This is a genomic window from Streptomyces sp. NPDC041200 (assembly GCF_055591805.1).
Window position 1 is genome coordinate 1 of the sequence record NZ_JBVIZF010000080.1, and the last position, 13714, is coordinate 13714.

General features: G+C 71.0%; 2 protein-coding genes. Both read right to left on the reverse strand.

From position 1 onward, the window contains the following. Nucleotides 1–1700: type I polyketide synthase (locus ACZ6CL_RS41975; protein ID WP_468946609.1), on the reverse strand; the 1700-nt coding region annotated here is incomplete at its 3' end. 69 nt (nt 1701–1769) lie between these two features. Next, nucleotides 1770–13712, reverse strand: a complete 11943-nt coding sequence (locus tag ACZ6CL_RS41980; protein WP_468946606.1) for a type I polyketide synthase — start codon at nt 13710–13712, stop codon at nt 1770–1772. Between the last annotated feature and the right edge of the window lie 2 nt (nt 13713–13714).

The window sequence follows — 13714 nt, forward strand, 5'->3', positions numbered from 1 at the left end:
CCCGGGAACACCAACACAACCTTGCCGTCCCCACCCGACCTCAACCCACCACCAACAACCACCCCACGAACGTCCTCACCACGAGCCAGCGCACCGATACCTGCCAGGGCCTCCTCGGGCGAGTCGGTCACGACGACCGCGCGCTGGGCCAGCGTCGCCCGGCCAGTGACCAGTGCGGCCGCCACATCGTCGAGCGCGACCGTGCCGGACGCCTCGAGGAACGACCCCAGTCGCTCCGCCTGGCCGGTCAGCGAGGCGGCCGTAGCCGCCGACAGCACCAGCGGTACCACTCCATCGAGCGCTGGGCCGGAGGGGGACTCCGCTGCGGGTTCTTCCGGCGCCTGTTCCAGGATCATGTGGGCGTTCGTACCGCTGGCGCCGAACGAGGACACACCGGCCCGGCGTGGCCGGCCCAGCTCCGGCCACGCGCGGGCCTCGGTCAGCAGCTCCACCGAGCCCGCCGTCCAGTTCACCTGCGGGTTGGGGGCGTCGACGTGCCGGGTGGCGGGCATGACTCCGTGCCTGAGCGCCTGCACCGCGTTGATCAGTCCGGCCACGCCGGAGCCGCTCTGGGTGTGTCCGATCACCGACTTGACCGAGCCGAGCCATAGTGGCCGGCCCTCGGGCCGGTCCTGGCCGTACGTGGCGATCAGGGCCTGGGCCTCGATCGGGTCGCCGAGAACGGTGCCGGTGCCGTGGCCCTCGACCATGTCGACGTCGGCTGTGGTGAGGCCGGCGTTCTCCAGCGCCTTGCGGATGACGCGCCGCTGCGCCGGGCCATTGGGCGCCGTCAGACCGTTGGAGGCGCCGTCCTGGTTGAGGGCGGAGCCGCGGATCACCGCGAGGACCCGGTGTCCGTTGCGGCGCGCGTCCGACAGCCGCTCGAGGAGGACGACACCGGCGCCTTCGGCCCAGCTGGAGCCGTCCGCGGCGGCCCCGTACGACTTGCAGCGGCCGTCGAAGGCGAGGGCGCGCTGCCGGGCAAAGCCGATGAACCCTCCGGGGGTCGACATGACGGTCGCGCCGCCGGCCAGGGCCATGGCGCACTCACCGCGCCGAAGCGCCTGTGTGGCTACGTGCACGGCGACCAGGGTGGAGGAGCACATGGTGTCGACGGTGACGGCGGGGCCTTCGAGGCCGAGTGCGTAGGCGACCCGTCCCGAGGCGATGCCGCCCGCGCTGCCCAGAGCACGCTCCAGGCTGAGGTAGCCTTCGAGGCCGCTGAGGTCGGGCGCGTAGTCCTGGTGGACCAGGCCGGCGTATACGCCGATGTCGGCGCCGCGTACGGAGTGCGGGTCGATGCCGGCTCGTTCGAGGGCCTCCCAGCAGATCTCCAGGAGCTGCCGCTGTTGAGGTTCCATCGCGAGCGCCTCAAGCGGCGAGATCCCGAACAACCCGGCGTCGAACAGGTTGGCGTCGTGCAGGAACGCACCCTCGCGGACGTACGTCGTGCCGGGGTTGTCCGGGTCGGGGTGGTAGATGCCCTCCAGGTCCCAGCCGCGGTTCTCGGGGAAGGAGGTGTAGACGTCGGTGCCGTCGGTCACCACCCGCCAGAGGTCCTCGGGGTTGCGTATGCCGCCCGCGTACCGACAAGCCATCGACACGATCGCGATGGGCTCGGCCGAGGACTCGGAGAGACGCTGGTTCTCCTGTTGGAGCCGCATGTTCTCCTTGAGCGAGGCACGCAGTGCGGTGACGATCTCTTCGTCCGGCGCCGTCATCTCGGTACGCCTCCATCTTTGTCGCCGTGGTGTCGGAAAGTCAGGTGATCAGTGGGTTTCGCTGCCGAGGGCTCGCTTGACGAGGGCGGCGACGTCCATCACGTCGATCAGGGCTGCGCCGTCCTCAGTGGCGGGCGCCGCCGGGGCCAGCTCGGGCGTCGCCGCCCCGGGGATGGAGCCGTCCACTGAGCCGCCGAGGCTGAGCAGCGAGTCGAGAAGGCCGGCCTCCCGAAGGCGGGAGAGCGGGACCTGGGCGAGCACGCGTCGCAGGTCGTCCTCCCGCCCTTCCAGGTCGTCGCTCGTTTCCGTCAGCAGCTCGGAGCGCAGGAAGCCGACGACGGCGTCCGGGGTCGGGTAGTCGAAGACGAGTGTCGCGGGCAGTCGTAGACCGGTGGCGACGTGCAGGCTGTTGCGGAGGTTGACGGCGCCGAGCGAGTCGAAGCCGACCTCCTGGAAGGACTGGAGCGGACCGATGCTCTCCCCACTGCTGTGTCCGAGGACGGTCGCGGCCTGCCCACAGACCAGCCGGAGCAGGAGACGGTTTTGTTCGGCCTGGGGGACGTCCCGCAGAGAGCCAACCAGGGATGAGGTGATGTCGCTGTTCCCGGCATCGGGTTGGGAGGAGCGCAGTGCGGCTGCGGCTTCGGGCAAGTCGGCGAAGAGCGGGCTGACCCGTGCGGAGGTGAACGCCGGGATGAACGCTTCCCAATCCATGTCGACAACCGTCACGGCCTTCTCCCGTGCCTCCGCGGCTTGTTCGAACGCGGTCACGGCGACCTGATGGGCCATCGGCAGGACACCGCGGCGGCGCAGCTGCGCGGCCGCCGCCTCATCCATGCCGAGGCCGATCCCGTCGAGGGCTCCCCAGGCGATCGAGGTGGCCGCGAGTCCTCGGCCGCGGCGCCGTTCGACAAGGGCATCCAGGACTGCGCCGGCCGCGCCGGAGACACCCTGGCCACCGCCGCCCCAGATGCCGGCGATCGAGGAGAAGACCACGAAGGCGTCGAGCGGGGCGGCGTTGGTGCCGGTGAACAGTTCGTCGAGCCATACAGCGGTGTCGACCTTGCCCGCGAAGACCTCGGTGAGGTCGGCGTGGCCGGTGTCGGCGACGGCACTGGTCCAGGGAGCGTCGGCGGCGTGCACGACAGCGGTCAGCGGCTGTTCCTGCGGGGTCTCGGCGATGAGCCGGGCGAGCGTCTCACGGTCGGCGTCGGCACATGAGACGACTGTCGTCTCCACCCCGGTGGCCGCGAGCTTGCCCTGCAACTCGGTGACGGCGTCGGCGGGGACCTGAGCCGTGGTTGTGACGATGAGACGGCGCGCGCCGGACCGGGCGAGCCAGAGCGAGGCATGGGTGCCGAGGGCCTCGGCGCCGCCGGTCACGAGCACTGTGCCGTGAGGCCGCCAGCCGCCGTCGGCGGGGGTCTGAGACGCGGGCTTGCGTACGAGCCGCCGGCTGTAGACGCCGGGGCGGCGTACGGCGAGCTGGTCGCCCGCGGTGCCGTTCAGCGCGCCCACGAGGTACTGCGCGGTGCGGGCGTCGGCGGTCGCCGGCAGGTCGATCAGGCCGCCCCACCGGTCGGGGTGCTCGAGAGCCACGGCGCGGCCCAGACCCCAGATCGCGGCGTCGCCGGGCTCGCCGGCAGTGTCCTGAATGCCGGTGTTCACCGCGCCCCGGGTCAGGCACCACAGCGGCCCGTTCAAGCCCGCGTCCCCCAGCGCCTGAACCAGCGCGAGGGTCCTGGCGGCGGTGTCGGTGGCGTCCTGCACGCCGTCGAGGGCGAGCAGGGAGAGAACTCCTGCGGGCTCGTACTCGGCCCGGATGTCGCTCAGGAGCGCGGTGAGTCCGGTGCGGGTGAAGGCGGAGGGAACGGTCTCGAAGGGCACCACGTCGAGTCCCTGGGCACCGAGCTCCGCGATGAGCTCGGCCACCCGGGAGCCGGTCACGGTTTCGGCCGGGCATCCCGGCGGCAGGACGGCGAGCCAGCGGCCCGCGGGCACCCTTGAGACCTCACGGTCCAGGGGCCGCCAGGTGACAGCGTAGCGGAGGCGTTCAGCGCTGGAGCGCCGCCGGCTCCTGCCGCGCCAGTCCGCAAGCGCTGGCACGACGGTGCGCAAGGCGTCGCGCAGACCGGCGGAGTCCGGGGCGAGGAGCCCGGCGAGCGAGTCCGCGTCGGTCTGCTCGACGGCGCTCCAGAAGTCCGCGTCGGCGTCGTTGTCAGAGGCGCCGCTGTCGTCGGCTTTCTCAGCATCCTGCAACCAGTAGTGGCGCCGGTCGAAGGCGTACGTCGGAAGGTCGACGTGCCCGGCCCCGGCCATGAGGACGTTGGTCCAGTCGACGGGAACACCCCGGACGAAGAGCTCGGCCATCGAGGTGAGCAGGCGGCGCGGGCCGCCCTCGTCACGGCGCAGCGTGCTGCCGACAACGGTACGCAGCCGGACGCTGTCATCCTCCTCGTCCACGATCTGGTTGAGCGGCTGGACCAGGACCGGGTGGGCGCTCGACTCCACGAACACGGTGTGACCGCCGGCCAGCAGCTTGCGGACGACGGGCTCGAAATCGACCGGCCGGCGGCAGTTCTCGAACCAGTAGTCAGCCGTCAGTTCAGGGCCGTGCAGGACCTCGCCGGTGACGGTCGAGTAGAGCGGCACGCGGCCCTTGCCGGGGCGTACGAAGGACAGCAGTTCGGTGATGCGGTCGCGCAGCCTGTCGATCTGCGGGGAGTGCGAGGCGACTGTCGAGGGCACGATCCGGGCCCGGATCCCTCGCTCGGTCAGCGCCGCGACCAGCTCCTCGAGCGGCTCGTGCGCCCCGGCCACGGTCACCGCGCGGGGGCCGTTCACCCCCGCGATGGCCAACCGGTCTCCGTACGGCGCCAGCAACTCTTCCGCGTCTTGCCCGGACAGCGCCACGGATGCCACGGCGCCTCGCCCCACCAGTTCGTCGGCGAACAGCTGTGAGCGCAGCACTACAATCCGAGCTGCGTCCTCCAATGACAGCGCGCCCGAGACACACGCGGCGGCGATCTCACCCTGCGAGTGACCGACCACCGCATCCGGCACCACGCCCATCGACGCCCACACCGCGGCAAGGCCCACCATCACGGAGAACAGTGCCGGCTGGACCACCTCGATCCGTTCCAGCATCTCGGCCGGAGCATCCCCCCGCAGCACGTCCACCAACGACCAGTCAACCCATTGCTCAAGCGCCGCTGCGCACTCCCCGACCCGCTGCGCGAACACCGGCGAGGAGTCAAGGAGTTCACGGCCCATGCCCTCCCACTGCGAACCCTGGCCCGGGAACACCAGCACCGTCCGGCCCGCAGCCACCGCGCTCCCGGCGACGACATCGGGATGAGATTCACCCCGCGCGAGCCCGTGCAGACCCGCCAGCGCCTCGGCACGGGAACCGGCCACCACCACTGCACGCTCGGACAGCACCGTCCGCTGCGACACCAACCCCGCCGCCACGGCATCCAGCGGCGCGGAGTTCTCGGAGGTCTCGAGGAACGTCGCGAGGCGCGCTGCCTGCCCTGCCAGGGATGCCTTCGATGCGGCGGACACGACCAGCGGGCCCACTGCTTCGGTCGGTGTGGCCGTCGCTGCGGGCTGCTCTACGGGAGCCTGTTCCAGGATCACGTGCGCGTTCGTGCCGCTCACGCCGAAGGAAGAGACGGCGGCTCGGCGCGGGCGGCCGGTGGCCGGCCATTCCCGTGCCTGCGTGAGCAGGGCGATCGCGTCGGTCGTCCAATCCACCTGCGGTGTCGGCTCGGCGACGTGGAGCGTCGGCGGCATGACGCCGTGCTGTAGCGCTTGGACCATTTTGATGACGCCGGAGATGCCCGCGGCTGCCTGGGTGTGGCCGATGTTGGACTTCAGCGAGCCGAGCCACAGGGGACTGTCGGCGGGCCGGTCCTGGCCATAGGTGGCGAGTAGCGCCTGGACCTCGATCGGGTCGCCCAGGGGGGTGCCGGTGCCGTGGCCCTCGACGATGTCGATGTCCGTCGTCGACAGGCCGGCGTCAGACAGGGCGCGTCGGATGACGCGTTGCTGGGACGGTCCGCTGGGGGCGGACAGCCCGTTCGAGGCGCCGTCCTGGTTGACCGCGCTGCCGCGCACCACGGCCAGGATCCGGTGGCCGTTGCGACGGGCTTGCGACAGGCGCTCCAGGACGATCACGCCGACGCCCTCGGCGAAACCCGTGCCGTCCGCGGTCGAGGAGTACGCCTTGCACCGGCCGTCGGGGGAGAGTCCGCGCTGGCCGGCGAATTCGACGAAGGCATCCGGGCTGGACATCACGGTCGCACCTCCGGCGAGCGCGAGCGAGCACTCTCCGCGCCGGATCGCCTGGGCCGCCAGGTGCATCGCTACGAGCGAGGACGAGCAAGCCGTGTCGATGGTCACCGCCGGCCCTTCGAAGCCGAACACGTACGCCACGCGCCCCGACGCCACGCTCGGCGACGTGCCGGTCATCACGTAGCCCCGGACGTCCTCGGGGACCTGCCTCAGCCGGGTGACGTAGTCGTGGTGGACGATGCCGGTGAAAACACCGATGTCGTGGCCCCGGACGGAGAGGGGGTCGATTCCGGCGCGTTCCAGGGCCTCCCACGAGGTCTCCAGGAGCAGCCGCTGCTGCGGATCCATCGCGAGGGCCTCGCGCGGTGAGATCCCGAAGAGTTTGGCGTCGAACTGGGCGGCGTCGTGCAGGAATCCGCCGACGCGGGTGTAGGTGGTGCCGGGGTGCGCAGGGTCCGGGTGGTACAGCGTGTCGACGTCCCAATCCCGGTTGTGCGGGAAGACGGAGAGCGCGTCGCCCTCGTCGATGACCAATCGCCACAAGTCCTCAGGGGTGTCGACACCACCGGGCAGGCGGGTGCTCATGGCGATGATGGCGATCGGCTCGTCGCATTCCGCCGGCACGGCAGGTCCGGGTCGGACGCCTTCAGCCGGTTCGGGTACAACTTCCTCGCCTAGCAGTTCGATGCGCAGGTGCCCGGCGAGAGTGGAAGGGGTGGGGTGGTCGAAGACGACAGTGCTGGCCAGGCTCACGCCAGTGAAGTCGTGCAACCGGTTGCGGAGTTTGACGGCGCTGAGCGAGTCGAAGCCGAGGTCCTTGAACGGCCGGTTCTCCTCGAGTGCTTCGGCGCCGGTATGGCCGAGGACGACGGCCGCGCTCTCCTTCACGAGGTCCAGCAGTGCCCGCTGCTGTTCGGTGGCGTCCAGCGCGGCGAGCCGGTGGGCCAGTGATCCTTTCTCGGCGGCCGGGCGGCCGACGATGCGTCGGACCAGCTGACCGTCCTTCGTCGTATGCGTCTCGCCGGGGGCAGGGGTGGCAACCGTGGCGGCGATGGTGACGCTGGTGGGGCTGCCCAGGGCCAGTGGGCCGAGCACAGCGACTGGTTCGCCCGTGTGGTCGGCGAGCTCCACAAGATGGCGTCCGCCGTCCACGGGCGTCGCCCGTAGCCGCAGGGCTGTGGCGCCCTCGGCGAACACGGCCAGGTCGGTGCAGGCTGTGAGGTCGCGCCCGCTCTCGCCGGTGCGGTCTGCCAGGAGGCGAAGGACGGAGTCGAGGAGTGCGGGATGGAGGGTGAACCCCGCGGCTTGATCGACGAGTTCCGGCGGCAGGGAAAGGTTGGCGAAGAGCTGGCCGTCCTGTTCCGTCAGGCCGTGTATGCCCCCGCTCTCTTGGGGGTCGAGCAGGTCGGCCAGGGCGTCGGCTCCAGCGGCCGGCCAGGTACGCAGGTCGAAGGATGGTGTGGGCAGGCCGGGCCGGAGCAGGGCGCGGGCGTGGCGCGTCCAGGTGCTGTCCTCGTCGCCGGACCGCCTGCTGTGGATGACGACCGGGCGCAGCCCGTCCCGGCCGGGACCATCGACGCGGACGCGGAGCTGGAGGTGGCTGTGTTCGGGCACGGTCGGCGGCGAGTCGATGACGATCTGTTCGACCGCGCCGCTGCCCGCCACGGTGCCTGCGTGGACCAGGAGGTCGAGAAGTGCGGCTGCCGGAACGGCACCGGTGCCGGGGTCGAGGAGCCGGCCGAGGGCCCGCCGGTCGAGCCGGCCTGTGAGCACCAAACAGGTGGGGCCCTCCCCGGGAATCTCGATGGCCGTGCTGAGCAACGGGTGTCCGGTGGCGCGGGCGCCGAGCGCCTCGGCGCCCGCGGCGGAGATCTCGGGTTCGACCCAGTAACGCTGGTGCTGGAAGGCGTACGTGGGCAGTTCGGTGCCGATCTCGGTGGCCGGGGTGCCGAGGAGAGCCGACCAGTCGACGTCCGTGTCACGGACGTGCAGTTCGGCGAGTGCGGTGAGGACGGCGGTCTCCTCTGAGTCGTCCTCGCTCATGGTGGCGAAGCAGCCCCCGTGATCCGTGCCGAGAGCGCCGAGGGCCAAAGAGGTCAGGCTGCTGCCGGGTCCGATCTCCAGGAAGGTTCGGGCGCCCTGGTCGCGCAGTGCGGTGACTGCGTCGGCGAACCGTACGGCATGGAGCACCTGGTCGGCCCAGTACTCCGGGGTGGCGAACTGGCCGTCCTTCGCGGGGGTGCCGGTGAGCGTGGAGACGACGGGGATGGTGGCCGGGCGGGGACGCAGCCGGGCAACGACAGCTCGGAACTCGTCGAGCATGGGGGCCATCAGTGGCGAGTGGAAGGCGTGACTGACCTTCAGGCGTTTGGTCTTCCGGCCCTGGTCGGCCAGTCGCGCGGCCACGTCGAGGACGGTGTCCTGGGCGCCGGAGAGCACGATGGCGTCGGGTCCGTTGACCGCGGCGATGGCGATCTCGCCCGCGGCCTCGTCCAGCAACAGTGCGACCTCGGCCTCCGTTGCCTGGACGGCGACCATTGCGCCGCCCTCCGGCAGGGCCTGCATCAACCGGCCGCGGGCGGCGACCAGTTCGCCTGCCTCCGCCAGGTCGAGTATTCCGGCGGCATGGGCGGCGGAGATCTCGCCGACCGAGTGTCCGGCCACGAGGTCCGGACGTACACCCCAGGAGCCGAAGAGCCGGAACAGCGCGGTCTCCAGGGCGAAGAGACCTGCCTGTGTGTACAGGGTCTGGTCGAGCAATGCGGCTTCCGCCGTGCCGGACTCGGCGAACAGCACGTGGTCCAACGGACGCGCCAGGTGACCGTCCAGGTGTCGTTCGACGGCATCGCATGCGGCGGTGAATGCCTCGCGGAAGACCGGGTGTCGTGCGGCGAGTTCGCGGCCCATGCCGGCCCACTGGCTGCCCTGCCCTGTGAAGAGGAAGGCCAGTTTCCCCTCGGAGGGGCGGCCGGTGATAGTGGCGGCGGTGGGCGTGCCGTTGCTGAGTGCGCGCAGCGCGTCAGCGAGCTGCTGCCGGTCGGTGGCCAGCAGGACAGCCCGGTGGCCGAGTTGGGCACGGGCAGTGGCCAGCGCGTGCGCGGTGTCGGTGAGGACCAGCTCGGGCCGCGCGTCGACGAAGCGAGCGAGGCGTCCGGCCTGGGCGCGCAGAGCCGCCGCTGTCCGGGCTGACACAGGAACGGGCGTGGGCAGACCAGCGGAATGTGATGGTGCGGGTTCGGTGCCATGCGCCTGGTCCGAGGTGGCGTCTTCGGCCGGGGCCTGCTGGATCACGACGTGCGCGTTGGTGCCACTGATGCCGAAGGACGAGACGCCGGCGCATCGCGGATGCCCGGCATCGGGCCACTGACGGGCCTCTGCGAGTAGCTGCACCGCGCCGGTGGACCAGTCCACGTGGGTTGAGGGCTGGTCCACATGCAGCGTGCGGGGCATGACGCCGTCCCGCATCGCCATCACCATCTTGATGACGCCTGCCACGCCGGCCGCGGCTTGGGTGTGACCGATGTTGGACTTGACCGAGCCGAGCCACAGCGGTCGGTCGGCGGGCCGGTTCTGCCCGTAGGTGGCGAGCAGCGCCTGCGCCTCGATGGGGTCTCCGAGGACCGTTCCCGTGCCGTGGCCCTCGACCGCGTCCACATCCGATGTCGACAGGCCGGCGTCGGCGAGCGCCTTGCGGATCACTCGCTGCTGTGAGAGGCCGTTGGGCGCTGTGAGTCCGTTGGACGCGCCGTCCTGGTTGACTGCGGTGCCTTTGACCACCGCGAGGACCTGGTGACCTCGGCGGCGTGCGTCGGAGAGTCGTTCGACGAGGAGCACGCCGACGCCCTCGGACCAGCCGGTTCCATCCGCCGCGTCGGCGAAGGCCTTGCAGCGGCCGTCCGGCGAGAGACCGCGTTGCCGGGAGAACTCGACGAAGGTCTCCAGATTGCCCATGACCATCACGCCGCCGGCGAGGGCCATGGAGCACTCGCCCTGCTGGAGTGCGCGGGCCGCCAGGTGGAGGGCGACGAGCGAGGACGAGCAGGCTGTGTCGATCGTGATAGCCGGGCCTTCGAAGCCGAACTGGTAGGCGACCCGGCCGGAGATGACGCTGCCGGAGTTGCCGGTGAGGCGGAAGCCCTCGACGCCGGGCGCGTGGTGCGTCCGAACGGTGTAGTCGTGGCTGTTGACGCCGACGAAGACGCCGACGTCCTTGCTGCCGGGTCCGGTCGGGTCGATCGCGGCGCGTTCGAACGCCTCCCAGGAGGTTTCCAGGAACAGCCGTTGCTGGGGGTCCATCGCGAGCGCCTCGTTCGGTGAGATCCCGAAGAAGGCGGCGTCGAATCCGGTTGCGTCGTCCAGGAACGCGCCGTGCCGTACGTAGGTCTTGCCGATTCGGTCAGGATCAGCGTCGTAGTGCGAATCGATGTCCCAGCCGCGGTCGTCGGGGAACTCGCCGATGACCGCGGCGCCTTCGGTGACCAGGCGCCACAGGTCTTCGGGGCTTTCCACACCGCCGGGGAAGCGGCAGGCCATCGCGACGATGGCGATCGGGTCGTCGGAGAGGGCAGCCACGGTGCCGTCGCCGTGCTGGTCGTTTTCATGTCGTTGTTCGTCGTCCCCGAAGAGCTGTACGCGCAGGTGGTCGGCGAGCAGCAGCGGCTTCGGGTGATCGAAGACGATGGTGGAGGGCAGGGTGAGAGCCGTCGCGGCCGCGAGCCGGTTGCGCAGCTCGATGGCGGTCAGCGAGTCGAACCCGGCGTCCTTGAAGGCGCGGTCGACGCGGATGTCGGCAGCGCCGGAGTGGCCGAGCACCTGGGCGGCGTTCTGCCGGACCAGTTCCACCAGCGCCTCTGTGCGCTCCCTGGCGCCCAGGCGGTCGAGCCGCTGACGCAGGGAGCCGGTTACGGCCGTATGCGAGGACGTGGCGGCCGGCCGGGGAACGGGTGCGAGGCCGCGCAGGAGCGGTGCCACGGGAGTTCCGGCGCGGGTGGATGCCCGCAGGGCGGGAAGGTCGAACCGAGTTGCCACGAGAGCGGCGGGAGTCTCCTCGCCCGCCCGCAGGGCCATGTCGAGCAGCGCCATGCCCTCGGCGGTGGAGAGCCCGGCCATGCCGAGGCTCCGGGTGCGGTGCAGGTCTGCGGCACCGAGGTGCCGGGTCATGGCGGTGGCCGCGTTCCAGTAACCCCAGGCGAGGGAGGTGCAGGGCAGGCCCGAGCGACGGCGGTGCAGGGCGAGGGCGTCCAGGGAGGCGTTCGCGGCCGCGTAGTTGCCCTGGCCGGGGTTGCCGAGGACGCCGGCGGCGGAGGAGAAGAGGACGAAGGCCGCGAGGTCGATGTGCCGGGTCAGTTCGTGCAGGTGCAGTGCGGCGTCAAGTTTCGGCCGCAGGACTGTGTCGAGACGGTCCGGGGTCAGGGTGGTGACCACGGCGTCCTCGAGGACTCCGGCGGTATGGACGACGGCGGTGAGCGGGTGTGCGTCCGGTACGGCGGCGAGGAGCGCGGCGACAGCGTCACGGTCGGCGGTGTCGCACGCGGCGATGGTGACGGTCGTGCCGAGGTTTGTCAGTTCCTCGTACAGCGCCGCCGCCCCTTCGGCGTTCGGTCCGCTCCGGCTGGTCAGCAGCAGGTGCCGTACGCCGTGTTCGTTAGCCAGGTGCCGGGCTACGAGACTGCCGAGCGTCCCGGTGCCGCCGGTGACGAGGACGGTGCCGTCAGGGGTGAACTCGCGCCGGGGGTTTTCGGTGAGTGGGGCGCGTTTGAGCCGAGGTACGAGGGTCACGCCATCTCGCACACGGATTCGTAACTCGCCCGTGACCGACGCGAGTTGCACGGCCTTCACGGCCGCTGCGCTGTCGTGGTGTTCGGCATTTTCGCAGTCGACAAGGACGATGCGGTCCGGGTGCTCCGACTGTGCCGAACGCAGCAGGCCGGACACGGCGGCCGCGGTGAGATCGTCCTCAGCCCCGGGGGTCATCACGACGAGGCGGGTGTGCGCCAGGGCCGGTGCTGCCAGCCATGCCTGGAGAACGGCCAACGCGGCGGTGACGGCCTCGCGCGGGTCGGCGGGCGCGTGCCCGGCCTCGTACATCAGAAGGTCTGGTATGGCTGTGAGGTCAGCGAGGTCTTCGGCGTCGGCGATGGTCGCCGTGGTGACGGCTTCCTCAGTCGTTTCCCCCGGGGGCGGGAGCAGTTCGACCCAATCGACCTGGAACAGGGCGCCGGGCGCCGACGCGTCCGCCTTCTCGGGCGAAAACGGCTCGGCGACGACGGCATCAGCGATCAGCACCGGCGCCTCGGTGGCATCCACCAGCTCGAGGCGGGTCACTCCAGCGGCGTCACGGGCTGCGCGGACCCGTACCGCCGCGGCGCCTGAGGCCAGCAAGGTCACCCCGCTCCACCGGGTTGCGATCATGCCTGGGGGCAGGGTCGTGCAGATCGCCGCGTCGAGCAGCGCCGGGTGCAGGCCGTAGCGGTCGGCATCGCCGATGGCCTCATGGAGGGCGACGTCGGTTGTGGGACTGGTGGCGGGCCACCTGCTGCTGGAAGCCGGTGGGGTCACCGGTCCGGGCATCAATGTGCCGTGTGCGTGGCGTGTCCACACCGCGTCCGGGCTCGCGTCGTCCGGGCGGGAGTATGCCTCGACCGGTCGCCGCCCCTGCTCGTCGGCCTTTCCGACGGTCATCTGTACTGCTCGGCCGCCGCCGCGCAGCGGCAGCAGGATGGGCCGGTCCACGGTCAGCTCCTCGATCACGGGGCTGCCGACTTCGTCACCGAGCCGGATGGCCACCTCGACCAGCGCCGCGCTCGGTACGACCACGACATCACCGACGGTGTGATCGCCGAGCCAGGGGTGGGTGGCCACCGACCACCGCGAGGTGGTCATGAGGCCGCCGGAGTCCGGTCGGCCGACGATCGCCCCGATGAGTGGGTGGTCGCCGGCGGCTTGTCCGAGCGCGACGGCGTCGACGGCGGGAGCAGGGCGGAGCCAGTAGTGCTGGTGGTCGAAGGCGTAGGTGGGGAGGTCGGCCCGGGCGGCGACGGCACCGGCCGGGAGGACACCGGTCCAGTCGACGGGAACGCCCCGGACGAAGAGTTCCGCCACCGAGGTCAGCAGCCGGCGCGAGGTGCCCTCGCCACGACGTAGCGATCCACTCACCACGGCGCCGGTGCCGGCCTGGTCGACGATCTCGTTGATCGGCTGGACCAGGACGGGGTGCGCGCTGGACTCCACGAACACGGTGTGGCCGTCGGCCAGCAGGTCAGCGATCGCGGGGCCGAAGCGGACCTGACCGCGCAGGTTCCGATACCAGTAACCGCCGTCCAGGACACCCGCCTCCCGCACCCACTCACCGGTCACGGTCGAGTAGAAGGGAATCAGCGGCGCCTGGGCACGGATGTCGGCGAACGCGGCTGCCAGTGCGTCTTCGATCGCTTCGACGTGCTTCGTGTGGGAGGCGTAGTCGATCGCGACCCGGCGCGCGCTGACGCCGTCCGCCACAAGGGCGTCGAGGGCTTGGCCAAGGGCTTCGGTGTCACCGGAAATCACCACCGAGGACGGGCTGTTGACCGCCCCGATCTCAACCCGGCCATCCCACTCCTGCAGACGAGCAACCACCTCCTCCTCCGACAACCCCACCGACGCCATACCACCCCGGCCCGAAAGAACGCCGGAAATGATCTTGCTCCGCACCGCCACAA